24 protein-coding genes are annotated in these 23,931 nt (G+C 55.0%); 4 read left to right on the plus strand and 20 right to left on the minus strand.

Features of this window, described 5'->3' with window-relative positions; all coding sequences use genetic code 11:
- Window positions 1-32 precede the first annotated feature (32 nt).
- From RDU76_08595 to recO, 3 genes are all read left to right on the plus strand, one after another.
- Window positions 33-1,472 carry a protein kinase gene (locus tag RDU76_08595; GenBank protein MDQ7798982.1) on the plus strand — a complete coding sequence of 480 codons (1,440 nt, stop codon included), beginning with the start codon at window positions 33-35 and terminating at the stop codon, window positions 1,470-1,472.
- A 70-nt stretch (window positions 1,473-1,542) separates the two neighbouring features.
- Complete coding sequence (locus tag RDU76_08600) at window positions 1,543-1,908, plus strand: VOC family protein (GenBank protein MDQ7798983.1); 366 nt, start codon at window positions 1,543-1,545, stop codon at window positions 1,906-1,908.
- Between the two features lie 331 nt (window positions 1,909-2,239).
- Window positions 2,240-2,968: a DNA repair protein RecO gene (gene recO / locus RDU76_08605; GenBank protein ID MDQ7798984.1), complete on the plus strand. Its 729-nt coding sequence runs from the start codon at window positions 2,240-2,242 to the stop codon at window positions 2,966-2,968.
- 101 nt (window positions 2,969-3,069) lie between these two features.
- Here recO and RDU76_08610 read toward each other — a convergent pair whose 3' ends face one another.
- The 10 genes from RDU76_08610 to radC form a co-directional block, all read right to left on the minus strand.
- A complete protein-coding gene (locus RDU76_08610) occupies window positions 3,070-4,596 on the minus strand; it encodes a M3 family metallopeptidase (protein ID MDQ7798985.1) in 1,527 nt (508 codons plus the stop codon).
- Window positions 4,597-4,623: 27 nt separating this feature from the next.
- Window positions 4,624-5,253: a hypothetical protein gene (locus RDU76_08615; protein MDQ7798986.1), complete on the minus strand. Its 630-nt coding sequence runs from the start codon at window positions 5,251-5,253 to the stop codon at window positions 4,624-4,626.
- Window positions 5,250-6,446 carry a crosslink repair DNA glycosylase YcaQ family protein gene (locus RDU76_08620; protein MDQ7798987.1) on the minus strand — a complete coding sequence of 399 codons (1,197 nt, stop codon included), beginning with the start codon at window positions 6,444-6,446 and terminating at the stop codon, window positions 5,250-5,252. Before RDU76_08620 ends, RDU76_08615 begins: the two co-directional genes overlap by 4 nt.
- 169 nt (window positions 6,447-6,615) lie before the next feature.
- A complete protein-coding gene (gene infB / locus RDU76_08625; protein MDQ7798988.1) occupies window positions 6,616-9,156 on the minus strand; it encodes a translation initiation factor IF-2 in 2,541 nt (846 codons plus the stop codon).
- A gap of 8 nt (window positions 9,157-9,164) precedes the next feature.
- Entirely contained in the window at window positions 9,165-10,637 is a 1,473-nt protein-coding gene (gene nusA, locus RDU76_08630) for a transcription termination factor NusA (protein MDQ7798989.1), read from the minus strand.
- A 73-nt stretch (window positions 10,638-10,710) separates the two neighbouring features.
- Window positions 10,711-11,193 (minus strand): ribosome maturation factor RimP, encoded by a 483-nt coding sequence (rimP, locus tag RDU76_08635; GenBank protein MDQ7798990.1) that lies wholly within the window; start codon window positions 11,191-11,193, stop codon window positions 10,711-10,713.
- 174 nt (window positions 11,194-11,367) lie between these two features.
- A complete protein-coding gene (locus RDU76_08640) occupies window positions 11,368-11,823 on the minus strand; it encodes a pyrimidine dimer DNA glycosylase/endonuclease V (GenBank protein MDQ7798991.1) in 456 nt (151 codons plus the stop codon).
- 4 nt (window positions 11,824-11,827) lie between these two features.
- Window positions 11,828-13,309 (minus strand): phytoene desaturase family protein, encoded by a 1,482-nt coding sequence (gene crtI, locus RDU76_08645; protein MDQ7798992.1) that lies wholly within the window; start codon window positions 13,307-13,309, stop codon window positions 11,828-11,830.
- Window positions 13,310-13,383: 74 nt separating this feature from the next.
- Window positions 13,384-14,589: an AarF/ABC1/UbiB kinase family protein gene (locus RDU76_08650; protein MDQ7798993.1), complete on the minus strand. Its 1,206-nt coding sequence runs from the start codon at window positions 14,587-14,589 to the stop codon at window positions 13,384-13,386.
- 125 nt (window positions 14,590-14,714) lie between these two features.
- On the minus strand, window positions 14,715-15,395 hold the full coding sequence (radC, locus tag RDU76_08655) for a DNA repair protein RadC (GenBank protein MDQ7798994.1): 681 nt from the start codon (window positions 15,393-15,395) through the stop codon (window positions 14,715-14,717).
- Between the two features lie 125 nt (window positions 15,396-15,520).
- Between radC and RDU76_08660 the strand changes: the two genes are divergently transcribed.
- Window positions 15,521-16,159, plus strand: coding sequence for a response regulator (locus tag RDU76_08660; GenBank protein ID MDQ7798995.1), 639 nt, complete (start codon window positions 15,521-15,523; stop codon window positions 16,157-16,159).
- Between the two features lie 37 nt (window positions 16,160-16,196).
- Here RDU76_08660 and RDU76_08665 read toward each other — a convergent pair whose 3' ends face one another.
- From RDU76_08665 to RDU76_08710, 10 genes are all read right to left on the minus strand, one after another.
- Window positions 16,197-16,904, minus strand: coding sequence for a DNA alkylation repair protein (locus RDU76_08665; protein MDQ7798996.1), 708 nt, complete (start codon window positions 16,902-16,904; stop codon window positions 16,197-16,199).
- Window positions 16,901-17,401, minus strand: a complete 501-nt coding sequence (locus tag RDU76_08670; protein ID MDQ7798997.1) for a hypothetical protein — start codon at window positions 17,399-17,401, stop codon at window positions 16,901-16,903. The genes RDU76_08665 and RDU76_08670 overlap by 4 nt, the downstream gene beginning before the upstream one ends.
- Window positions 17,398-17,700: an MGMT family protein gene (locus RDU76_08675; protein MDQ7798998.1), complete on the minus strand. Its 303-nt coding sequence runs from the start codon at window positions 17,698-17,700 to the stop codon at window positions 17,398-17,400. Before RDU76_08675 ends, RDU76_08670 begins: the two co-directional genes overlap by 4 nt.
- Window positions 17,701-17,832: 132 nt before the next feature.
- Window positions 17,833-18,594, minus strand: coding sequence for a slipin family protein (locus tag RDU76_08680; protein MDQ7798999.1), 762 nt, complete (start codon window positions 18,592-18,594; stop codon window positions 17,833-17,835).
- A 58-nt stretch (window positions 18,595-18,652) separates the two neighbouring features.
- Window positions 18,653-19,024 carry a four helix bundle protein gene (locus RDU76_08685; GenBank protein MDQ7799000.1) on the minus strand — a complete coding sequence of 124 codons (372 nt, stop codon included), beginning with the start codon at window positions 19,022-19,024 and terminating at the stop codon, window positions 18,653-18,655.
- A gap of 43 nt (window positions 19,025-19,067) precedes the next feature.
- Window positions 19,068-20,342, minus strand: coding sequence for a nodulation protein NfeD (locus RDU76_08690; protein MDQ7799001.1), 1,275 nt, complete (start codon window positions 20,340-20,342; stop codon window positions 19,068-19,070).
- Between the two features lie 54 nt (window positions 20,343-20,396).
- On the minus strand, window positions 20,397-21,170 hold the full coding sequence (locus RDU76_08695; GenBank protein ID MDQ7799002.1) for an AMP nucleosidase: 774 nt from the start codon (window positions 21,168-21,170) through the stop codon (window positions 20,397-20,399).
- Between the two features lie 138 nt (window positions 21,171-21,308).
- Window positions 21,309-22,085 carry an acyl-ACP--UDP-N-acetylglucosamine O-acyltransferase gene (gene lpxA / locus RDU76_08700; GenBank protein ID MDQ7799003.1) on the minus strand — a complete coding sequence of 259 codons (777 nt, stop codon included), beginning with the start codon at window positions 22,083-22,085 and terminating at the stop codon, window positions 21,309-21,311.
- 93 nt (window positions 22,086-22,178) lie between these two features.
- A complete protein-coding gene (locus RDU76_08705) occupies window positions 22,179-22,388 on the minus strand; it encodes a PF20097 family protein (GenBank protein ID MDQ7799004.1) in 210 nt (69 codons plus the stop codon).
- 151 nt (window positions 22,389-22,539) lie between these two features.
- Complete coding sequence (locus RDU76_08710) at window positions 22,540-23,844, minus strand: bifunctional UDP-3-O-[3-hydroxymyristoyl] N-acetylglucosamine deacetylase/3-hydroxyacyl-ACP dehydratase (GenBank protein MDQ7799005.1); 1,305 nt, start codon at window positions 23,842-23,844, stop codon at window positions 22,540-22,542.
- Between the last annotated feature and the right edge of the window lie 87 nt (window positions 23,845-23,931).

Genomic DNA, 23,931 nt, shown 5'->3' on the forward strand with positions numbered 1-23,931 from the left:
TTTAGGAATTATCCCTGTCACACTGTGAGACCTTGATTGACGGGCAAGCTGAAGGAATAAAAATGTCGATATCTTTTCCGAGCCACAAGAATACTGTTTGGAAAACAAAAGTTGATGTTCCATTCGCACAAGGCGGCAATAGTAGATTGTTTGAAGTATGGAATGATGGTAGTGATAAAAGATTTGCTCTTAAATTATATAAGGCAAGTGATACGGCGCAAAAAAGGAAGGAACGGTTTTACCAAGAAATAGAAATCGTTAAGAAATTAGAAAACATACCTGGTTGTATTCAATTGATAGATTATGGAGAATACGAAGGTGTGCCTTTTTTTGTAATGCCGTTTTTTGCGAATGGTACAATTAAGGAAAAGTATTTGGACATAATTGGGGAGAGCAAAATCGAGTTAAAGACAGTACTGCGTGATTTTTTAAAAATACTTTTTATTGTTAAAGACATTCATACGCTTGGGCTGGCCATAAGAGACATTAAACCGCAGAATATCCTTGTTGACGAAAATAATGATCCTATTATTACTGATTTTGGTCTTTCTCTTTGGCTAAATACAGATTACAAGGAACGCCTCACAATTTGTGGAGAAATAATTGGATCAGCCGGATACACACCACCAGAATGGAGTGAGACCGAGCCAAGTTTAAATCACTTTAAAGGTGATATTTGGAGCCTTGGAAGATGCCTTTGGGCAATGTGTGCAGGAAAGCATGCACCCAGGAATTTTGATACATTGGGTGGTGAAGACACTCACTTAAGTCAGTATATAAGCAAAGAATTTGCAAATTATATACAAGGCATTGTCACATCCTGCACCAACCAATCCCCTTCAGATCGACCTAATATTGACGCATTAATTTCAGAAACTAAGAAAATATTGTCTGTAATCGAAACGGGGACAGAACAAAAACTTAAAACAAGTGCCGATCTTAAGTCTTACATTAAAACTATGTCCGGCTCAATTTTAAATAGCCGTGTTGTTTTGGATTCTAAACGGGTTGAATCTGAAATCAATATAAAACTAACAGAACTAAACCAAGCTACAACAACCTTAAACGACGAATTACAACCTGTAGTTGACGAACTTAATAATGAATATAAAGAAATAGGTAGGTTTAGAACCATAGTAGACCGAACTGATTGGACAATAAGGATTCCAGATATAAATATTTCTAAAAATAAAAGCTGGAAAAAATCTGTAACATTGAGATTTGATCCAAATCAAAAAACAACCGAACATAACAACATGTCTTATATCATAATGAAATTTCAGTTTGGTCTTTCCGAAGACAGAAGTTACTTTTGGTCAGTATATTCAAGAGATCAAGGAATGCAAATCGAAAAAATATATGAATCTTTAACGTCAAAATCAATAATTGTTCTTATTTCTAATAAAATTGCACAAATACCATACTATACTAGAACATTTATTGAAATTATTCTTAAGCATTTTCAAGATTAATGTTTTCTACTAAATTTATTTATTACCCATACTTCCGGAACTGTTAACACTACTCTTTAAGGAAACACCGATGAACTTCTGCTGGGTAACTATAAACGTAAAGGACATGGAACGGTCCCTGTCCTTTTACTGGGACCTGCTGGGCCTGGAAATAAAACGCAAGATGTCCCCCAGCCCCGATATGGAGCTGATCTTTTTAGGCTCCGGGGAGACCCAGGTGGAGCTCATCTGCAATAAAAAGGCCGGCGACATTGTCGCCGGCAAAGATATCTCCCTGGGCTTCGAGGTGGATACCTTGGACAAATTCAGCGAGATATTAAAGAGCAAGAACATTCCCATCCACTCCGGGCCTTTCCAACCCAACCCGCACGTCAAATTTCTGTACATCCTCGATCCGGATGGCGTGAAGATCCAGTTGGTGGAGAACATAAAATAATAACTGGTTCTAAAATAGGATTACCGGACCTTTCTGCGGTCTGTCATATTTTTTACCTTGGCTTTTTCCTCCGCTTTCTCTTTGAAGAGAAAGCTACAAAGAGAACTGTCGCTACACCGCTGCCCGGAAGTTCAGACTACCCAGCTGCCTAAATGTCTTGACCACGAAACAGGGCTTACGCAAGCAAAACATTTTTAACGGCAGCTTTTGCCAGGCAGCAGCACTGATGCGACCCAACCTCTCCCTGCCTGGCGGCTTCCCTTCCCGCATCGGGAAGGGGTAGGGGTTAGGTCGGTTCTAGCCATTACTTGAATTAATTCTTATATAACCCATGATCGAACGCACCGAAGCCATAATACTAAAGACCCAGAACTTTTCCGAGACCAGCCGCATCGTCAGCGCCTTCACCCGGCAGTTCGGCCGGATGAAATTCATGGCCAAGGGCGCCCGCAAGCCCCGGAGCAGGTTCGGGGCTTCCTTCCAGCCCGGCGGGGTCTCCCAGATCGTCTTCTACCGCAGCCGCCACTCCGAACTGCACACCGTCTCCGAAACCGACGTGGTCTGGGACCCCTCGGCCCTGGCCGAGGACGGCCGGATGAACCCGGCGGCGGTGGCCCTGGAGATGGGCTACAAGCTCACCGCCTTGGAGTCGCCCAATATGGCCTTCTACAGGAATCTCTCGGGGTTCTTGCGGGCACTGCCATCCTCCGGGGAAAGCCCCAGCCAACTGCTGGGCTTTTTCCTGGCGGCCCTCAACAACCTGGGGCATTCGCCCCGGCTGGATTCCTGCGTCAAATGCCGCCGGGAGCTTAAAAGCGGAGGGCCGGTCTTTTCGGTGACCGAGGGCGGATTCCTCTGTCCCCGCTGCCATGCCCCGGAGGGGGAATGCATTATCCTGAAACCGGCCCAATCCGCGGCTCTGTATGGCTGGCACTCTACCGGAGAACTTTGCCAGATCGCCCCCCGCGACGGCAAAGGGCTGATCGAGACCCTGACCGCCTTCGTCAACCACCATATATCCGGCCGGACCAAATTGATCTGCGTGAAATATCTGGACTGACCCAAATAACGCAGGGGATGGTTTCAAACCATCCCCTGCGTTAAAATGACCCCGGTACGACCTCACCCTACCCTCTCCAAATAAATTTGGAGAGGGATTATTCATTCCGCCAGGTATTTCAGCGAAAATTCCTCCCCGCTCACCCTCTTGTACAATTCGGGATAGGTATGGGCCCCGGATGGTTTGATCACCTCTTCCATCAGAAACTTCCCGAACTTCTTACCCTGGCCCATGATGTCCTCCGTTTTGTGGCGCTTCTTGAACACCTCCCTCAGCATGTCGCAGCTCAGGTCGCCCATGAAATAATTGTGCAGATAGATGGGATGGGTGGTGTGATGGATCCGGAATCCCCAGGGCGGCTCCCCGGCGAAAGGCTCCTCGCCCAGTATCTGCCGGTAGGTCTTCCAGTACAGCTGGTGAACGTCGTCGATGGTCTTGATGTTCTCCCGGTACAGGGCCTGGTCGAACAGGATGGCCGGAACGGCCTCCAGCCGGGTGGCCCGCTCCCAGCGCTTGAGATTGCCAAAGTTCTCCGCCGCCCCGGCCTGGTCCTCGCCGAAGAACTGTCCGTAGAACGATCGGTCATATAAAAAATCCTGGAACAGGTTGGCGAATCCCTCGGAGATGATGCCGCTGACCCCCAGGTTCAGCAGCACCTCCCGGGGCTTCAGCAGGAAGGAATGCAGGGCATGGCCGGTCTCGTGCAGCAGCACGCCGTATTCGTGATAGCGGTTCTCCACGTTGGCCAGTATCCGGGAGTCCCTGGCCGTCTGGATGGGGAAATTATAGCCCCACTCCGACTTGTTGCGGCGGGGAAAGATGTCGTAGGTGATGTTGTATTTGGCGATGTCCCACCCGAAGTTCAAAAAGAAATCCCGGACCACATCGTAACCGGCCGACATATCCACCCGGTGGTTGAGCTCCGGGGCCAGCTGGGCGCTGATGTAGGCTTCGTCCCAGGGCTGGACGGCGCTGTCGCCGATGAATTTCTGGCCGAATTCGGCCTTGATCCTTTTCATGGCCGGCAGTAATTTGGCTGTCTGTTCCGGCCAGCTGTCGAACATCTTTACGTCCAGTTCCTGCTGTTCCAGCTGGTAGGCCACGAAGTTCTTGGCCCCGTAGAGCCGGGCATATTCTTTTCTCAAACCGATAAGTTCGGCAAAGCCGGCCTGGAACAGCGGCTGGTTGACCTGAACCCTGGCCAGGTAGGCCTTTTTTCTTTTCTCCCGGTCCGGCTCGCTGCGCAGGATCTGGGCGATCTCGGTGGAGCGGACCTCCCGGCCGTCCAGGGTGGAACGGTGGTTATTGAGCACCTGGGACAGCTGGGTGGACAGTTTCTGGATCTCCAGCTCCAGCTGGTTCATCTGGTCGGACAGGTGATAGGGCTTGAAGGCCTTGTACAGGATCTCCACCCGCCGCTTATCCAGCGGCTCCAGGTCCATTGCTTGGTGATCCAGAATGGCCTGGTAGTTTTTCCGGTCCTTGAATACCTTGACCAGCTTCTGGTAGGCCTTCTGCGAGCCAAAATCGTATCCCGTGGTATACTGGACCCATTCCAGGCTGGAGTACTGGGCCGACAGCTTTTCCAGCTTGCGGCCGATGGTGTTTATCTTTTTTATTTTGGACATCTGTGTCTCCTGTATTATCTATCGTTCCTATCTTATCATTTTATCCAGCCGCATGCAACCATTGTAAAGCTCCCGGCGGTCCCGGGGTCCGTGCCGGCCCTTGGTCACTATCAGGGTGTCCGCAATGCCGCGGGATAAAAACATCCGATGCATGCTTTTATTGGCCCGCAAATTCCAGTCCTTCTCCCGCGATATCAGATAAAAATAATGCCCGGAAAGAGATTCCCACTTGGCCAGCCCCATGGCCCCGTTGTGGGCGCAGATGCAGACCGCCCCTTTGAATTTGTCGGGATGCAGGAAGACCTCCATCATGGCCTGCACCGCCTGGCCGGAAAAGCCGTAGATGAAGATTTTCGATGTGTCCACCGGATAATCGGCAACCAGCTTTTTATAAGTGGCCATGATATCCGCATCGTTCTGCCTGGCATCGCGATGGTTCCTGGTCTGGGCCGAGGTGCAGATGATCCAGCCCAGTCTGTCGGCGATGGCTTGGTTTGAATCCAGGTCCTTTTGGGTGGCCCCGGTGCAGGAGGTGATGATCAGGGCCGGGGCGGGCTTTTTTACATTCTTGGGAGCATAGAAATGATCCTGCTGGGAAAATGCAAAAGAAGCAGACAGCACCAGCAAGGCCGCCGCAATAACGGCCGGGCTTTTCATTTCAAATGCCTTTGGACGGTCTTTCCGTATTTTTCCGGATAGGTTTTGATCAGCGTAACCTCATCGCATTTGTTGAAGGCGGCAAATTCTTTCAGTCTCCTGGCCAGGGCGGAAAAGAATTCGTCCGAACCGATGATTCTTTTTTCTATGAACAACGAATTGATGATCAGCTGTTTGTTCTGCCTGTCAGCCTTGGGGTCCAGCCGGCCCACCAGCTCGCCTTTCCACAATATCGGCAGGCTGAAATATCCGTATTTACGCTTGGCGGCCGGGACATAGCATTCCAATGTATATTCGAAATCGAACATCTCTCTGATGCGGTTCCGCAGGATGACCAGATTGTCGAAGGGCGATAGCAGATGGACCTGGTGCTTGGCGCTTTCTGATATGCCTTCGATCCCGGCCAGGTCTTCCGTTAAAATGAAATACTTTTTAGGCAGGCCCTCGATGGTTATTCCCTGGATATCCCCGGCTTCCTCCAACTCCTTAAGCCATTTGCATAGCCGGCCGGTGACATGCATGTATTTGTCTATGTCGCCCTCGCTGGCCGGGCCCATGGAGCCCAAGGCCCGCTTGATGAAGAATTGCTTCTCCTCCCGCTCGCCGGGCATAGAGATGTCCATCCCCTGTGGCAGCACCCGTTCGGTGAGATCGTAAATCCGTTTGAAATTCTTTCTTTCGCTGACCATCAGTTCCCCCCGTAAAAAGAGCACCTCCAGGGCCATCTTCTCCGGCTTCCAGTCCCACCATACGCCTTTCCGCTTGTTGCGGCCCTCGAAATCGCTTCCGGAAAGCGGGCCTTCTTCGGTCACCCGCTTCTTCACCCGGTCGATGATATTCTTCTTCCCTTTTATCCAGGACGAGATGTATTTGCTGCGCCTGCCCTGCATGTGGGAGATATAATAGCGGTAATCCTTCATCGGCAGGTAGCTGGCGGCATGGGCCCAGTATTCGAATATCCTACGGTCGTCCTTTTGCAATTGATGCAGGTACTGCTGGCGGTACCCGCTGACCCTGGCATTGAGAGCCACATGATGCGCCCGCTCGATGATATTGATGGTGTCTATCTGAACATAGCCCAGACGGTCGATGGCTTGATATGTGCCTTCCTTGCCCTCCAAGGATGCGGGATCGTCCAGCAGCTGCTTTTGCAGGACAAGGTTCTTAGCCTGTTTTAATGATATCTTTTTCATCTAACTTTTAATGTTCAGGGGTGGTCGCTTGTGAAACATTATCACAAAAGGCCGACCCCGATGGGGATCGGCCTTTTATATCGTCTGCGGCGCACCTTATACTTAAACTTGACCTCTCCCTGCCTGGCTGTATCCCTCTCCCGATCGGGAGAGGGATCGAAGGCGTGGTCTATTCCTGCTTGATCTCCTCTATGATATAGGTCTCCACGATGTCGCCCACCTTGATGTCGTTGAACTGGTCCAGCCCCAGGCCGCACTCGAAGCCGGTCTGCACCTCGCGGACATCGTCCTTGAAGCGCTTGAGCGAGGCGAACTTCCCGTTGTACACCTCCACGTTGTCCCTGACCAGGCGGACCTTGTGGGAGCGGGCGATGGTCCCGGACAGTACCTGGCAACCGGCGATGGTGCCCACCCCGGATATCTTGTAGGTCTCGCGCACCTCCACCCGGCCCTGCACCACCTCCTTGAACACCGGGGCCAGCATCCCCTTCTGGGCCTTCTGCAGGTCCTCCAGGGCGTCGTAGATGATGTTGTACATGCGGATCTCCACCCCCTCGTTCTCGGCCAGCTCCCGGGCCCGCTCCTCGGGCCGAACGTGGAAGCCGATAATGATGGCGTTGGAGGCCTGGGCCAGCCGGACGTCGGACTCGTTGATGGCGCCCACCCCCTTGTGGATGACCACCAGCTTGACCTTGTCGTTGGACATTTTGAACACCGAATCGCCGATGGCCTCGATGGAGCCGGCCATGTCGCCCTTGATCACCAGCTTCAGCTCCTGGATCTCGCCCTCCTGGATCTGGTCGTAGATGCCCTCCAGGGTGATCTTCTTGGCGGGACGGAACTCATGTTCCCTTTTGAGCTGCTGGCGGCGGTTGGCCATCTCCCTGGCCTCCGATTCAACCTGGTAGACCTGGAATGAGTCGCCGGCCATGGGAGCCCCCTCGAAACCCTGCACCAGCACCGCACTGGACGGTCCGGCCTTAAGGATCTGTTTGCCGTGCTCGTCATACATGGCCCTTACCCGGCCGCTGTACAAGCCGGCTACAAAGGACTGGCCCTTCTCCAGGGTGCCCTGCTGAACCAGGACCGTGGCCAGGATCCCCTTGCCCTTGTCCAGCCGGGACTCTATCACCGTGCCCTTGGCCGGACAGTCGGGGTTGGCCTGCAGTTCCAGCAGGTCGGCCTGCAGCAGCACCATCTCCAGAAGTTTATCCACGTTGAGCCCGGTCTTGGCGGAAACCTCCACGGCGATGGTCTTGCCCCCCCAGTCCTCCACCAATAAACCGACCTTGGAGAGATCCTGCTTGACCCGGTTGGAGTCTGCCCCGGGCAGGTCTATTTTGTTGATGGCCACTATGATCGGCACCTTGGCGGCCTGGGCATGGTCTATGGCCTCCCTGGTCTGGGGCATCAGCCCCTCGGTGGCGGCCACCACCAAAATTACGATATCGGTTACCTGGGCTCCCCTGGCCCGCATGGCGGTAAAGGCCTCGTGGCCCGGGGTGTCCAGAAAAGTTATCGAGCCGTTGCTTATTTTGACCTCATAAGCCCCGATATGCTGGGTGATGCTGCCGTGCTCCCCTCCGGCCACATCGGTCTTGCGGATGGTGTCCAGCAGTGTGGTCTTGCCGTGATCCACGTGGCCCATCACCGTCACCACCGGAGGCCGCGGCTTCAGGTTTTCCGGGGAAAGCCTTTCCTCCTCCTTCACCTCCGGTTCGTTGAATTCATCCTGCTCCTCCAGCGCATAGCCGAATTCATCGGCGATGGTGGCCAGGGTATCCAGGTCCAGACGCTGGTTGATGGTGACCATCAGACCCAGGCCCAAAGCCTTGGCGATCACCTCTCCCGGCTTGGCCCCTATGGCCTGGGCCAGGTCGGCCACGGAAGAATACTCCGGCATTTTAACCACCTTTTCGTCAACCGCCTCTGCCGACGCATCCCCCCGGTCCTTGTCTTTATAGGACCTGCGGGCTTTGCCCCTTTCGATGGCGGCCATGGTCTGCCTGACCGTTGCGGCAATGGCCACATGGTCAACCGGCGCCTTTTTATCCTTCTGTTTTTTCCGCTTGCGTTTTCTTTTGCGCTTTCCCTTCCCCAGGGCGTCATCTTCCTCCGGCGGCTTGGGATAGGGGGTGGTCATCTCCTTGGGATAGTCTATGGGGGTGGGAACGATCTTGGTGATCACCGGCTTGTGCACCACCGGCCTGGGCGGCACCGGCCTTCTTATCACCGGCTTGGCGCCCGAAACCGCCGCCACCCTTGATACGATAACCGGGGGCGCTTCCTCCACCGCTACCTTGGCCTCGGCTTTGACCGTGGCTTCTTTCTTTTCCTGGATCTTCTTCTTCTGCTGCTGTTCCTGCTTGACCGCTTGCTTCTCCTCCTCGAACTTCAGCTTGACGGACTCCAGCATATCATTGGTGACCAGGCTCATCCGGCTCTTGATGTTGAAATTAAGCTCATTGAGCATGGACAGCAGGGCATCAGCCGATATCTTCAGATCCTTGGCCGCCTCAAAAACCTTCACCTCCTTGGCCGGTTTGGCGGCCTCGGCTTTCTTTTTGGCAACGGGCTTCTTCTGGGCCACTTCCGCCTTCTTGGCCGCCTCTGTCTTTTTGACCACTTCTGTCTTCTTGACCGCTTCTGTCACCCCGGCTGCCTTGGCTGTCTTCTTGGCGGGCTTGGTGGTTTTCTTAGTCTCTGCCATAATATCTCCTATTCCTGCCGTTCCGATGGTTCTCCGGCCTGGTGCTGCTCATCGTCATTGTCAGATCCTTTTGCTCCGTCGCTGCTGGATCCTTCGGTCGGATTCTCCTCGGCTTTGGCCGGGGTTCCCTCGGCGCCGGGCTCTGCCGGGGTCGATTCTTCCCCGCCGGCAGGCTGGTCGGGAGCCGGCCTATCGGCCGGCTTGGCCGGGGAGTTCTTCTCGTCAAAATGCATCAACTGGGCATCCTTGGCCTCCTTGGCGGCGGACAGCACCTTCTCGGCCGTCTTGGCGCCTATGCCATCGATGCTGGTCAGGCCCTCCTCGCCCGATCCTATCACCTTTTCCACCGTATCCAGCCCGGCATTCTTGAGCTTGGCCTTGATCTTGTCGGAGATGATCAGTTCCTCCATCGGTATCTGCACCTGGGCCAGGGCCTCGAACCTCTCCTGGTACTGGCTGTCGGTCATCACGTCTATCCGCCAGCCGGTAAGCTTGGCCGCCAGGCGGACATTCTGCCCCCTCTTGCCGATGGCCAGCGAATACTGGTCGTCGGGGCAGATCACTATCACCCGCCTCTCCTCGGGCTCGGGGAAGGCCTCCAGCCCCTTGGCCGGAGAAAGAGCCCGGGCCACGAACAGCGCCGGGTCCGAAGACCAGGACACGATATCTATCTTCTCGCCCGACAGCTCCCGGACCACCGTCTGGACCCTGGCGCCCTTGAGCCCCACGAAAGCCCCCACCGCGTCCACCTTGGCTTCATTGGAGTGCACCGCAACCTTGGCCCGATCGCCCGCCTCGCGGGCAACGGCCTTTATCTCCACCAGGCCCTCTTTGGTCTCCGGCACCTCCTGCATGAACAGGCGCTTGACAAAATCGGGATGGCTGCGCGACAATATCACCTGCGGCCCTTTGATGGTCTTGGCCACATCCAGCACCACCGCCCTGACGGTGCGCCCCTGCTGGTATCTCTCGGAACGGATCTGCTCGGAATACGGCAGGACGGCCTCGGTGCGGTCCAGGCTGACCAGGATATCGTCCCGGCTTATCTGCTGTACCGTTCCGGTGACGATGTCCCCCACCTTGCCGGAGAAATCCTTGAACACCTGTTCCCTCTCGGCCTCCCGCACCTTCTGGAACAGTATCTGCTTGGTGGCCTGGATGGCCATCCGCCCGAAATCTTCGAACGGCAGGATCACCTCCACCTCATCGCCCGGCTGGGGGTCGTCGATATATTCCGCGGCATCGGCGGCGGAGATCTCCAGGGCCGGATTGAGGACCTCCTCGGCCACCACCTTCTTGGCAAAGATGCCGATCTCTCCGGTGTCGTCCTCCAGCTCCACGAAGATGTTCTCCGCTGTGCCGAAGCGCTTTTTGCAGGCCTGCAGCAGGCCCATCTTGAGGGTTTCGATGACAAATTCCTTGCTCAGGTTCTTGCGCCTGGCGATCTCGCTCAGGGCTTCAATTACGTCTAGGTTGGACACGCTTTACTCCTTGTATGTGTGTGATCCTGGTGTTATTTCTCTTACCCCTTTCCCGCATCGGCAAGGGTTTGGGTCAGGTCTTTTTCAATTCCACTTCCAGCCGGGCTTTTCTTATCTGGGCCAGCGGCAGCCAGACCGATTCCTGATCCTTCAGGACGATCTTGACCATTCCGTTCTGGACATCGCCGATGTGCCCGATGAAGGTGTTCTGGCCGTTCAGGGGCTGGCTGATGACGACCTTGGCCGGCCGGCCGGCATGGCGAATGAAATCCTCCGCCCTCTTCAGCGGCCGGTCCAGACCGGGGGAGGATACCTCCAGATTATAGGGATGCATGATGGGATCGCTGGCATCCAGCTCGGCCGAGATCCGGCGCGACAGTCCGCTGCAATCCTCCATGGAGACCCCCTGGCCGGGGCGGTCTATGAACACTCTTAGAAAATCCCCGCCGGCCTTGTATTCCACGTCCACCAGCTCCAGCCCCATCTCGTCGGCCAGGGGCCGGGCCAGCTCCTTTATTTTGGCGATGATCTCTTCGGCTGATATTTTATCATTCACTGATAACCTGCCTTTAACCTTTCCCACAAAGACACTGAGAGACCAAGAAAAACTGATTAGAAATATTAGACCCCGGTGTCTCTGCGGTTGATATTCCGGTTGGTTTTTCGGATAGCAAAAGAGAGCGGGCTTTGTACCCGCTCTCCTAAAAATCAAGTCTGGAGATATTATAGCCTAAAAGGAGATATAATGCAAGGATTTTTTTGCCCTCTCCCAGCCCTCCACCGGGCCTTTGATAACTTTGAAAAGGATATGGGTCTGGATATTTTTATCGCTGCGTAATGAAATATACCGCCGGACATCCCGCTTCTTTAGTTTCTTCAACAGGTGGCGGAGTTCGTATTCAACCTGGCCCGAAGCGACCTTTATTTTTGGCGCTTTCCTTTTCGAGGATATTTTTCTGCCGTCGAAGCGGTATCCCCTGGCCGCCGATTCTTCATGAACCTCGAACAGATAAGCACCGATGGCCGCCAACGGGTCTTTTTGTTCCCGGAACCTCTGCAGCTGGGGATGGTTATTGTAGCCCCTGGTCCCTCCCTGGAGGACCTTCTGGGCCAGCAGCCCCTCGCGCCATACGGCTAAAAGACCTTGGCGGTCCAGGTATTTGGGATGTAATGACCAGAGGCGCATGGGGCTATTTCGACGTGTTTATCAGCTCGGCCGCGATCCGTCCCGACTGGTAGATGGTGGGCAGACCAGAGCCGGGATGGGTTCCTCCGCCCACCAGGTAGCAGTTATCAAATTCCTCGAATTTATTATGGGGGCGGAAGGACAGCATCTGGCTGATCTTATGGCTCAGGTTGAAGGTGGCCCCGTTGTATATCCCGTACTCCTGCTGCCAATCGGCCGGGGTGATGATCTTCTCGACCTCGATATGCTGATCCAGATCCTTAAGCTCGGTCTTTTTCATGATGATACCGATCACCCGGTCCCTGAAGGCCCTGCGTTCCTTCTGCCAGTCAATGCCAGAGGTCTGGTTGGTCACCGGCACCAGCACGTAAAGGGCGGATTTGCCCTTGGGAGCCAGGGTGGGATCGGTGATGCTGGCATTCTGGATATAGACCGAGGGATCGCTGGACAGAGCCTGGCGGTGGACGATGTCCTCCACGTTGTCCCGGTAATCCTCGGCGAAGATCACGTTATGGTGCGGAATGTCATACAGCTTGTCCAGTCCCAGGTAGAGCATGAAGGTGGAACAGGAATATTCCATTTTTCTGAGCTTTTGGTCGGTGTACTTTCTGCGGTCCTGAGGTGCTATAAGATGGCTCATGGCCCAGGCGAAATCCGGGTTGATGATCACCGCATCGCCCCGCACCTCCTGTCCGTTCTCCAGAAGTATTCCCACGGCCACCCGGTTCTCTATAATGACCCGCCTGACCGGAGTGCTCAGGTGGATCTTTCCCCCGTCTTCGATAACGGCCTTGGCCATGGCCTGGGATATCCTGTTCAGCCCTCCGATGGGATGGTAGATGCCGAAGCGGTGCTCGATGATGGAAAGTATGGTGAAGGTGGCCGGGCACTGCCAGGGCGACATGCCCAGGTACTTGGCCTGGAAGGTCATGGCTATCCGCAGGTGCTCGTGTTTGAAATAGCTGGCCAGCCGGTCATAGACCGAAGCAAAGGGGTCCAGCCGGGGGATGGCCTTGATGAAGCGGGGCTTGAGATAGGAGAGGAAACTGCCGTAAGGCACCTTTAGGCAGGGATAGACCCGGTCGAATTTTTTGCCCTCCTCCTTTTTGAATCTCAGATAATTTTGGCCGTCGCCGGGGAACCTTTTTTCGATCTCCCCGGCCATCTTATCCTCGTCCCCGGATGGGAAAAAATCATCCTTGCCGTCGAAGCGCAGGCGGTACAACGGCTCCAATTTCTTCAGTTCCAGACAATCCTCCATCTTTCGACCGGTCTCCTTGAAGATCTCCTCCAGCACCTCCAGCAGCATCAGAAAGGTCGGCCCGGTGTCAAAAGTGAATTCGCCCAGCTTGATGGGGGCGTTGCGCCCGCCCACCTCCTCCTTCTTTTCGTACATCTCCACCTGGTGTCCCCGGTGGGCCAGCAGCATCCCGGCGGTCAGTCCGCCCGGCCCGGCCCCGATGATGATGATCTTTTTCTTCGGCATTTGACTCCGTTCATTGCAATTTATTATCCGGCATTCTTATGATACATGCTTTTTAAGTCAGGCAATCCTGTCGTTCAGACCATCTTTCTGAATTCCTCGATGAATTCCCTCATATCTCTCATCAGAATCGCATCGGGCTTGCATTTAAGCACCATTCCATCCAGATACATCAGGCTCTTGATTATGGGATACATCCCCGGCTCGAACACCATCCCGGAATTGACCCCCAGCTTGATGGTCTCCATCATTTTGCGGGTCAGGCTGACCTGGCCCACCGTGCTGTCGGTAAAATCGGAATAAAGCGTCAAAAACCTTTCCCGGTAGGCATGGTATGGCTTGCCAGTGATCTCCCTGTCGGCCATTTTATTCAGCCATTCAGCGCACCGGCCATAATCGTAATAACTCAACGCTTCGAAAAAGCCGAAAAGCCCCCGGCGGATCTTTTCCCCGGCCCGGCTGATGGCCCCGGTATCAATAAAATAAAGTTTTCCATCCTTCAGTATGATATTTCCGGGGTGAATGTCCCCGTGAAAGGTGCCAACCCCGAACATATAGAAGCCATGGATATGGAATAAATTCAACAGTTGAGAATACTCCAGCTTCCCTTCGTCCAGCAATTCATCGAAAGTCTTGCCCTCGATGTATTCCGAAACCAGAACGTTGGTGCTGGACAACTCGTGCATGATTTCGGGAAAGGCCAGTCTGGAGAGGTCAAAGCGCTCCCTGTTAGCCTTATAGATATCCCGCAGCACCTGCCCGTGGCGCACCTCGTTCTCCAGGTTCAGTTCGCTTAAGGTGTATTCTTCGATGTGGGACAGGATGCCCACCGGGTCGGCCACTCTGGCCAGTTTGGGATAGAAGAACACGGCCGCTCGCATCAAAGACCTTACGCTTTCCACATCGCGGACGAAACTCTGCTTGAAATCCCCTTTGATCAGCTTTACCGCCACGACCCGTCCATCCCTGAGCTCGGCCCGGTGGACCTGGCCCACCGAGGCAGAGGCGATGGGGTGCTCGTCTATCAAACGGAAACTACCGCGCCATTTGATGTCGGTATGATTCAATAGCAGGCGGTGAAAATCCTCGGCTGGAATCCGGATGTTCTGGCGGTAAAGTGCCGCCAGGTGGCGGCATTTTGCTTCGTCCAGGAAATCTATCCGCAGGGCGAAGGTCTGGCCTATTTTCACCGCCAGCAGCCCCTTTTTCTGGATCTTTTCCAGGTCGGGCAGGCCGGGGCCGTAGATGTCCCGCATCAATTTTATGAACCCAAACCAGTTCATGAATTAGAACATTCCTGTCCTAGCAGTATGGATTGCTTCATTAGAAATTCTCCAGGAGGCTCCCCGCAATGACCCAGGGGAATGCCTCTCCCCCAAAGGGTGAGAGGTTGGAGAGGGATCGGCCCCTATATCAAATTATTCTCGGCAAAGCTGTAATGCCCCAGCCTTCCCACTATGATATGATCCAGCAGCCGGATATCCATGGCCTTGGCCACGCTGACGATGGAATCGGTCAGGGCCTTGTCCTCCGGCGACGGCTGGCAATGCCCGCTGGGGTGGTTGTGCATCAGGATCAGTCCGGCGGCATGGCAGTCCAAAGCTTCCTTGATGACCCGCCGGGGATAGACCGCGGCCTTGTCCACCGTTCCCTGGCTGATAATGCTGTCCTTGATGAACTCGTTCTTGGCGTTGAGATAGAGGCATAAAAAGGCCTCGTGGGGCAGACCGGCCAGCTTGGCCCTGGCAAAATTAAGCACCGCCTGGGGAGATGAGAGCACGTCCCTTGATGACATCTCGTTGGTCATATAATACTCGGTCAGCGCCTTGCTTAGCTTGATAAGTATGCCCGGGCCTTGCTTGATCCCCTTGAAATTTCCCAGCTCCACAAGCGAAGCGTCCAGCACCTTGGCCAGGCTGCCGAAATGCTTGATCAACTCCTTGGCCAGGGGTTTCAGATCGCGCCGGGGCAGGGCATAGGTCAGCAGCAACTCCAGCAGTTCATAATCGTGCAATCCCTCTCCGCCTGTTTTGCGGAATTTTTCCTTCAGCCTCTGACGGTGGCCGGCAGTTAGTTCCCTGTTATCCATTTGACACCTGCTAAATTTTCATGACCAGATCGCTGATGGGAAAACCCTCCGATGATGCAAATCGGCTTGCATATTTGCCGGGTTTGTTATACAATGTTTCCGAACCATCTTTTCCGAGGAGGTCTATGGAAAACTACACCATTCTGGTGGTGGAGGATGAGGCCAACATGGCCCGGCTGCTGGAATTTCAACTGCGGAAGGCCGGCTATCAGGTGATCCAGGCCCGCGACGGCCAGGACGGCCTGCAGGTGGCCCGGGAGAAACCGGTGGACCTGATCCTGACCGACATCATGATGCCCATGATGGACGGCTACGAACTGTGCCGGGCCATCAAGAAAAGCCCCGACCTGAAGCACCTCCCGGTGCTGATGCTCTCGGCCAAGATAGACCGGGCCAGCATCATCCATGGTTATGCGGTGGGCGCCGCCCGTTATCTGACCAAGCCCCTCAAGCGGGAGGAGCTTTACAAGGGCATCGACCTGCGGCTGAAATACGCCTCCAAGGCCCGGTCCATGCTGGCCCGCAAAGCCAAGGAGTGGTCCGGCAAACTGTCGGTGGTCAACATATTCAAACTGCTGGAATTGTTCTCCGTCGGAGGCTGGACCGGCCGCATAGAAATAATCAATATCGAAGGACAGCACGGCTGCCTGCACCTGAACCAGGGGGCCATCGAGCACTGCAGCCTGGAGGGGCAGATCAATATGTTCAACATATTCGTGGTGCTGTCGTGGGAGCAGGGCTCCTTTGAGGCCACCCGCTATTGATCCCCTCCCGGTGCGCCGCTGTCCGCTCTGGGTAAAGTTACCTTGCCAGGGCTTTCTGTCTTAAGCCCTCGGGAAATTTTTCTATGGCGTACCTCAATGCCGTCCGCGGCATTTCCTTTTTATTCTCGATCACGTAGCCAAAGACCTCGCGTTGGTGATAATCCCCGGCCACCTTCAGCATCCAGCCGTAGCCCTTCTGCACCAGATCCGCTTTATCCGGCAAAAGGATGTCAGCCGTCTTGAAGGCCTCTTTAAGGAAAACTCCCCGGCGCAAACCGTAGATCAGAGCCACGCCCGAGGCCCGGCGCATCCACCACTTGGGCGATCCGGCCCACTTTAGGACCCGGGGGGCATACTCCGGATGATGATATAGAAAATATCCCAAGGCATGGGTACAGAGATCGTCCACCCCGCCCCAATCCGGGGCGTATTTTTTTAGCCATTTTTCGTACCGGGAGAAATCGCCGGGCTGGTATCTCTTCCTTGATCGGTAAGCCCAGTCGAAGGCAATGGTCCGCTCCTCGCTGAGGCCGGATCCCAGCAGGTGGCCGCATAGTTTGAAAATATCGTCCCTGGGCCGGTCCTTGATGGCGGCGTAATATTTTTGGGAGATCTTTCGGACCGCCGGGGTCCTGACCCCGTAAAGTTTGATCCCCTCCTTGAAAAAGGCCTGGATCGCCCGGCGGTATCTTTCATCGCTGCCGGCTTTCAGTTCCTTTCGCATCCCCGTTACCAGTCTTTTCATTTCCCATCCCCGGCGCCGATCACCCGGCTGATCATTTTGCCATCGCCATTGTACAGATCGGTGGACATAAGATTGGTGGCCGGGTCAAGGTAATTCACCCTGCGGGAATAGCCTTTCCGGGCGGCGAACTCCGGCCGGTAAAAGTGCTCCACCCGGCTGGTGCTGCCGCCGGAGTACGGCAGGTGGTAATAGTTTATTATCTTGTAGCAGCCGGTCCTGCGGCTGTAGGGTTCGGCAAGGAATATCCGGGTCTCCTTGATTTTCCTCTTCAAATCGAAGAGATCGTTTATGTAGAGACATTTGTCCCCGTGCGCCGGGTCGCCCCGATAGGAGATGCTGATGGTCCTTCCGCCGTAGATGTTGTCCCGGTCGATGACCCTGACCCGGCTGTTGGGCAGGCGGCTTCCGGCCAGCATCAGGGAAGATATGAAGACCAGCCCCAGCAGGAAATGCAGGTAAAAGAAAGGCGGCCGTATCTTGTGTTTTATGATCCTCACGCCTGCCACCGGTGCCTTTCCAGGTCCACCCGGCCGTAAAGATCGAACTCCACCCCTTCGCTCTCCAGCCTGGCCCGCTGTTCCTCGCAGCCCTGGCCGGGCTTTAATGAGATCATCCCCTGGCCGTTTATCACCCGGTGCCAGGGAAGCTTTTCCTTGCCCGAGCTGGAATGGAGCAGCCAGATCACCGCCCTTGCCCCCCGGGGGTTGCCGGCCAGGGCTGCGATCTGCCCGTAGGTGGCCACCTTGCCGCACGGGATGCGTTTGATGACGGAGATTATTTGGGAGGAGAATGTCATGTGATTATCCTTTTGTAGGGGCAGGTTTAAAACCTGCCCCTACAAAATTTTATTCTCTTAACAAATGTTGTTATCTGGTATAACCTAAAAGCGGCGACCGGATCAATTCCAATCGCCGCTTATTTATTTTTCTTAATCTTTTTTCGCGTTCCTGTCAATTATCTGGGTGAAATACTTCATGAACTCTATCGGCAGGGGGAAGATGATGGTGGAATTCTTCTCCACCGCGATCTCGGTCAGGGTCTGCAGGTAGCGCAGCTGCACGGTAACCGGCTCGGTGGCCATCACCGTGGCGGCGTCCCTCAGCTTGCTGGAGGCCTGGAACTCGCCGTCGGCGTGGATCACCTTGGCCCGGCGCTCGCGCTCGGCTTCGGCCTGCTTGGCCATGGCCCGCCTCATGCCCTCCGGCAGGTCCACATCCTTGACCTCCACCGCTGACACTTTGATGCCCCAGGGGTCGGTCCGCTCGTCGATCACCTTCTGCAGGGTCTGGTTGATCTTCTCCCGGTTGGAGAGCAGGTCGTCCAGCTCGTGTTCGCCCAGGATGGAGCGCAGGGTGGTCTGGCCCATCTGGCTGGTGGCGTACATGTAGTCCTCCACTGCAATGATGGCCTTGTCCGGCATGAACACCTGGAAGTACATCACGGCGTTGACCTTAACCGAGACGTTGTCCTTGGTGATCACCTCCTGGGCCGGCACGTCCAGGGCGATGGTGCGCAGGGTGACCTTGACCATCTTTTCGAACAGCGGGATCAGGATGATCAGTCCCGGACCCCGGGTGCCCACGTAGCGGCCCAGCCGGAAGACCACGCCCCGCTCGTATTCCCGCAGGATCTTGAAGGTGTTGAGCAGGATGAACAGGATAAAGATGATCAGAACTATGGTACCGGTCATGGCTTTTCTCCTTTATAAATGTTGATTATTTTAAGCGTTTAGCGTAAAGCGCTTAGCGTTAAGGTTCTTTTTGTCTCAGACCAACGATCATTTTCCAAAGCATTCTTCCGACTTCCTGCGATAGAGAATATAAACTTGTAAAACCCTTTTCCTTTAAATAGCCTATATCCTTCGAAAGCATCAATTGTGTCTGTAGTTCTGCCAGCGATCCGTTTGCCGTATAAAGAAATTGGATATATTCCTTGCGGTTTTTACGCGCATACCCCTCGGCAATATTTGAGGGAATCGAAACCGAACACCTCCTGATCTGGGAGGTCAGACCGAAATTTTCCTGACTGGGAAACTCTTTGGATATTTTATAAACCTCAACACATAATTTGTATGACTTTTGCCAAACGATAAGGTCGGTAAAGCTTTTAGTATTATACATGCATTTCTCCGTTCCCTATCCCCTATTCGCTATACGCTTTCCGCTACTCGCTCTTTATGACCTTCAATTTCATCCCCTTCACTTCCACCACTTTTATCTTTGCCCCCTGCGCGATCTCAGCATCCGACCAGGCATTCCAGTGTGTTCCTTCCACAAATACGCTGCCGCCGTCCTTGTTGACAACCGTCCGGGCATCGCCCTCCCGGCCCAGCAGGCCCTTGTCACCGGAGAACGGCCTGGTCCTTAGTGTTCTAATCGAGAGCCAGACCCCGATGATGAAGAAGGCCGCCGTCACCAGCACCACCGGAACGATCACCTGCAGGGAGACCCTCATGGCCGGGTCCGGGGTCTGGAAAAGCATCACCGATCCCAAAAACATGGCAACTATACCTCCTATGCTAAGTATTCCGTGCGAGGCTATCTTGACATCCAGGATGAACAGCACAATGGCCAGAATTATCAGCAGCATCCCGGCGTAATTGACCGGCAGGGTCTGGAACGAGAAGAAGGCCAGTATCAGGGAGATGGCCCCCACCACCCCGGGAAAGATGGCCCCGGGGTTGGAGAACTCAAAATACAGCCCCAGCAGGCCGGCCATGAACAGAATGTAGGCGATATTTGGATTGGAGATGATGGACAGGATCCTGTCCCGCCAGTTCATCTCCACCGGGACCTTTTCCGCTCCTTTGGTGTGAAGAACCACCGTATCCTGGCCCATCACCACCTGCCTGCCTTCCAATGAATCCAGCAGCGCTTCGGTATCGTCGGCGATCAGGTCTATGACCTTTCGCTTGAGGGCCTCCGTCTCGGACAGCGAAACGCTGTGACGGACCGCCGAGTCGGCCCAGGCGATGTTGCGGCCCCGCTTCTGGGCGATGGAGCGGATGTAGGCCGCGGCGTCGTTGGTCACCTTGCCGGACATGGTGCTGTCCATCTGCCCGGTGCCGACGGACACCGGGTGGGCCGCCCCAATGCTGCTGCCCGGCGACATGGCCGCCACCTGTGAGGCCATCGTGATGAAGGCCCCGGCCGAGGCCGCCCGTGATCCCTGGGGAGCCACGAACACCACCACCGGAACCTCGGAGGCCATGATGGCCTTGATCACCTGGCGCATGGACTGGTCCAGCCCTCCGGGGGTGTCCATCTCTATGATCAGGCATTCCGCCTTTTCGGTTTGGGCCTTTTCTATGGTTTGCACCATGAAACGGGCCGAGGCCGGGCTGATGGCGTCCTCCACCCGGATGATCATCACCTGGGAGGCCTGGGCAATGCCCGTAACAATGGACAACAAAATTAGAACGCAGGCAAACTTCTTCATATCATCTCCTTTAACTACAGTATGCCGCATACAGTATACTGTATACCGGGAACGCTAGTACTGAAAATGCTTGATCTTTTCGCCCTTCTGCCCGATGTCGGTCATGCTTTCGATCCCGATCTCCAGGTGCAGCTTGCTGAATCTTTTGGTCACCTCCCGATCGCTCTTCTCGGTCTTGATCCCGTGGGGCACCATGGGAATGTCCGACACCATCAGCAGGGCGCCCCGGGCGATCTGGTTGGCGTGGCCCACGATGAACAGGGTGGCGGTCTCCATGTCGATGCCGATGGCGGTCAGCTTCCGCAAATACCTCTTGAATTCGGCGTCCCATTCCCACACCCGGCGGTTGGTGGTGTAGATCACCCCGGTGCGGTAGTCCAGCTTCCGCTGTTTGAGCTTGTCGGAGACGAATTTGTGCAGTTTGAAAGACGGCAGGGCCGGCACCTCATGCGGCAGGTAATCGTTGCTGGTCCCCTCGCCCCGGATGGCCCCGATGGGCAGGATGAAATGCCCCAGCTCGGTGGTCTTTTTAAGCCCGCCGCATTTTCCCAGGAACAGCACCCCCTTGGGATGGCGGGCCACCAGCAGGTCCATCACTGTGGCGATGTTGGGGCTGCCCATGCCGAAATTCACTATCGACAAGCCGGCCGTGTTGGTGGCGGCCTGCATGGGGCGCCCCAGTCCCTTGATCTCGCAGTTGAACCGCTCGGCGAAGCTCTGGATGTAGTCGTCGAAATTGGTGAGCAGTATATAGTCGCCGAATTCGTTCAGCTCCATGCCGGTGTAGCGGGGCAGCCAGTTCTTGGCAATGTCCAGTTTTGTTTTCATAAATTCACGCCTTTCGTTGTAAATATATTACTGTAAATCATATCCAATATCAAGTGTAAAGTTACAAATAAAATCAGTCCTGGCCAACAGAAAGCCCCATATCATAACTGATACGGGGCTTTGACGGTCCGGAAGGCTCTATTTGGTTATTCCCCGGGCCGAGCTTTCGATGAACTCCACGATGTGCCTGATCTCCGGGGACATCGGCAGGCTTTCTTTGATGCGGCTCAGGGCCTGGGTGGTGTTCAACTTGGAGCGGAAGATAAGGCGGTAGGCTTTCTCTATCTGGTCCCGTTGCTCCTGGCTGAAGCCGCGGCGGGCCAGGCCGACCGAGTTAAGCCCGTACATGCCCAGGGGATTGCCGAAGGCCTTGGTGTAGGGCAGCACGTCCTTCTGGACGGCGGAGGAACCCCCGATCATGCAGTAGCAGCCCACCCGGGAGAACTGGTGCACGGGGGTCAGTCCGCCGATGATGGCGAAATCCTCCACCGTCACATGGCCGGCCAGGGTGGCGGAGTTGGCCAGGATGACATTGTTTCCCACCGTGCATTCGTGGGCGATGTGGCAGTAGGCCATCAGGAAACAGTTGTCCCCCACCAGGGTGACATCCCCCTCGTCGGTGGAGAGATTGATGGTGACATATTCACGGATCACGGTATTCTGGCCTATCTTTACCGTGGTCCGGCCGCCCTTGAACTTGAGGTCCTGGGGGTCGCCGCCCAAAGAGGCCCCGTGCCACACCCGGCAGCCCTGGCCCAGCTCGGTCCAGCGGTGGATGGCCACCGAGGAGCCGATGATACAGTTGTCGCCGATGACGCATTCCGGCCCGATGATGCTGTGGGGGCCGACCTCCACTTCGCTGCCTATCTTGGCCGACGGGTCTATGATTGCAGTGGGATGGATTTTAATGGACATGTTCTAAATGATATAAAAGTTGTAATTATTGTAAAGAGTGAAAAGACGGTGAAAGATAAAATAATTATATGTCAGGTTTGTTTATGGCACAGCTTACATATCGATAATAAATTTACGGCAGGGCTGACACATATTTGCCCCAACTTTGGGTCTTCCGAACCCTGCAAATTCGCCCAATTTAATGCTGCCTATGGCCCAAAGCCCAAGCAACAAACTTTTTTCTTCCGGCAGCCATTTCAACTTATATCTGTCTCCATATATGTAACCCCTGACCATTTCTGCCTTGCAATAAGGGCATTTCATTTCGATCTAGTCCCCCAAATAATCATTTAAAAGAAGCACAATATTAAGTGTTCGCTGTGGGAATTGTCTTGTTTGGCATGTTGGCAAATATGGTTTTAAAAGATTTTATTTGTTTGAACGTTTTAAACGCCTCAAACTTTTTAAACCGTCGTTACCTATCCACGATCGCCGCGGTCATTTCGGCCTCGCACACCACCTGGCCGTCCACCAGGGCCTGGCCCTCCATCTTGCAGATCCCCCGCTTGAACGAGACCATCTTAAGCTCGAACCTCAGCTGGTCGCCCGGCACCACCGGCTTGCGGAAGCGCACCTTATCTATGGCGGCGAAGTACAGCAGTTTCTGGTGGTAGTTCTCCACCGAATGCAGGATCATGAACGCCCCGGTCTGGGCCAGGGCCTCGATGATCAGCACCCCCGGGAAAACCGGCCGGTCGGGAAAATGGCCGGGGAAGAACGGCTCGTTGATGGTGACGTTCTTGATCCCCACCACCCGTTTGCCCTCCTCCAGGTCTATGATCCGATCCACCATCAGGAAGGGGTAGCGGTGGGGCAGCATTCCGGCGATGGCGTTGATGTCGAACACCGGGCCTTTCTTCTGTTTCTCCGTCTCGTCGTAGACCTTCTTGATCTCCCGGACCAGTTTGACGTTGGAGCGGTGTCCCGATTTGATGGAGATCACGTGCCCCTTGATGGGCATGCCCAGCAGGGTCAGGTCGCCCAGCAGGTCCAGTATCTTGTGCCGCACGAACTCGTCGGGGTAGCGCAGCGGCTCCTTGTTCTCTATGCCCTGCTCGCCTATCACCACCGCCGAATCCAGGCTGCCGCCCTTGATCAGCCCCTGGGACCGGAGCATCTCCACGTCCCGGGCCAGGCAGAAGGTCCGGGCGTCGGCCAGCTCCTTGTCGAACACTTCCCCGTCGATGGCGAAGGAGGCGTACTGGCTGCGCAGCAGATGGTGGTCGAAGTCTATGGTGAAGCTTATCCGGAAGTCCTTGGCCGGGTTGGCCACCAGCTGGACCTCGTCGTCGGCGATGGATACCATCCGGGGCAGTTCGAAATATTTTCGGGGGGCGTCCTGTTCCACCGTCCCGGCCTGCTTCAGGATATCCAGGAAGGGACGGGAAGAGCCGTCCCCGATGGGCGGCTCGTTGTTGTCCATCTCCACCCGGAGGTTGTCTATCTCCAGCGAGGCCACCGCCGCCAGGACATGCTCCACGGTGTGGACCTTGACCAGCTGGCCGTCCACGTCCTTCCCCAGGGTGGTGCCCCGGGCGGTCTCCACCACGTAGTCGATCAGGGCCGGGATCTCCGGAGCCTGGGGCAGGTCGCTGCGGATGAACTTAATCCCGCTGTCCGCCGGGGCCGGCTTGAAGGTGATCTTGGTGACGTTCCCGGTATGGACCCCCACCCCGGAAAAGCTGACCTCGCCCACTATGGTCTTCTGCAGTTTGGCCATGGTATATTTCCTTATAACGATAAAAATGCTATGGTGTTATCGGGTAATGATACCTTAAAAGAAAAATATTGTCAAATGGTTTTAGGG

This window comes from Candidatus Edwardsbacteria bacterium (assembly GCA_031082425.1).
Classification (GTDB): Bacteria; Edwardsbacteria; AC1; order AC1; family EtOH8; genus UBA2226.

What these genes read in the sequence shown, in the direction of transcription:
- RDU76_08600 (MDQ7798983.1), top strand. Translation starts at nt 1,543, where the DNA reads ATGAACTTCTGCTGGGTAACTATAAACGTAAAGGACATGGAACGGTCC.
- recO (MDQ7798984.1), top strand. Translation starts at nt 2,240, where the DNA reads ATGATCGAACGCACCGAAGCCATAATACTAAAGACCCAGAACTTTTCC.
- RDU76_08610 (MDQ7798985.1), bottom strand. Translation starts at nt 4,596, where the DNA reads ATGTCCAAAATAAAAAAGATAAACACCATCGGCCGCAAGCTGGAAAAG.
- RDU76_08615 (MDQ7798986.1), bottom strand. Translation starts at nt 5,253, where the DNA reads ATGAAAAGCCCGGCCGTTATTGCGGCGGCCTTGCTGGTGCTGTCTGCT.
- RDU76_08620 (MDQ7798987.1), bottom strand. Translation starts at nt 6,446, where the DNA reads ATGAAAAAGATATCATTAAAACAGGCTAAGAACCTTGTCCTGCAAAAG.
- infB (MDQ7798988.1), bottom strand. Translation starts at nt 9,156, where the DNA reads ATGGCAGAGACTAAGAAAACCACCAAGCCCGCCAAGAAGACAGCCAAG.
- RDU76_08640 (MDQ7798991.1), bottom strand. Translation starts at nt 11,823, where the DNA reads ATGCGCCTCTGGTCATTACATCCCAAATACCTGGACCGCCAAGGTCTT.
- crtI (MDQ7798992.1), bottom strand. Translation starts at nt 13,309, where the DNA reads ATGCCGAAGAAAAAGATCATCATCATCGGGGCCGGGCCGGGCGGACTG.
- RDU76_08650 (MDQ7798993.1), bottom strand. Translation starts at nt 14,589, where the DNA reads ATGAACTGGTTTGGGTTCATAAAATTGATGCGGGACATCTACGGCCCC.
- radC (MDQ7798994.1), bottom strand. Translation starts at nt 15,395, where the DNA reads ATGGATAACAGGGAACTAACTGCCGGCCACCGTCAGAGGCTGAAGGAA.
- RDU76_08660 (MDQ7798995.1), top strand. Translation starts at nt 15,521, where the DNA reads ATGGAAAACTACACCATTCTGGTGGTGGAGGATGAGGCCAACATGGCC.
- RDU76_08665 (MDQ7798996.1), bottom strand. Translation starts at nt 16,904, where the DNA reads ATGAAAAGACTGGTAACGGGGATGCGAAAGGAACTGAAAGCCGGCAGC.
- RDU76_08675 (MDQ7798998.1), bottom strand. Translation starts at nt 17,700, where the DNA reads ATGACATTCTCCTCCCAAATAATCTCCGTCATCAAACGCATCCCGTGC.
- RDU76_08680 (MDQ7798999.1), bottom strand. Translation starts at nt 18,594, where the DNA reads ATGACCGGTACCATAGTTCTGATCATCTTTATCCTGTTCATCCTGCTC.
- RDU76_08685 (MDQ7799000.1), bottom strand. Translation starts at nt 19,024, where the DNA reads ATGTATAATACTAAAAGCTTTACCGACCTTATCGTTTGGCAAAAGTCA.
- RDU76_08690 (MDQ7799001.1), bottom strand. Translation starts at nt 20,342, where the DNA reads ATGAAGAAGTTTGCCTGCGTTCTAATTTTGTTGTCCATTGTTACGGGC.
- RDU76_08695 (MDQ7799002.1), bottom strand. Translation starts at nt 21,170, where the DNA reads ATGAAAACAAAACTGGACATTGCCAAGAACTGGCTGCCCCGCTACACC.
- lpxA (MDQ7799003.1), bottom strand. Translation starts at nt 22,085, where the DNA reads ATGTCCATTAAAATCCATCCCACTGCAATCATAGACCCGTCGGCCAAG.
- RDU76_08705 (MDQ7799004.1), bottom strand. Translation starts at nt 22,388, where the DNA reads ATGAAATGCCCTTATTGCAAGGCAGAAATGGTCAGGGGTTACATATAT.
- RDU76_08710 (MDQ7799005.1), bottom strand. Translation starts at nt 23,844, where the DNA reads ATGGCCAAACTGCAGAAGACCATAGTGGGCGAGGTCAGCTTTTCCGGG.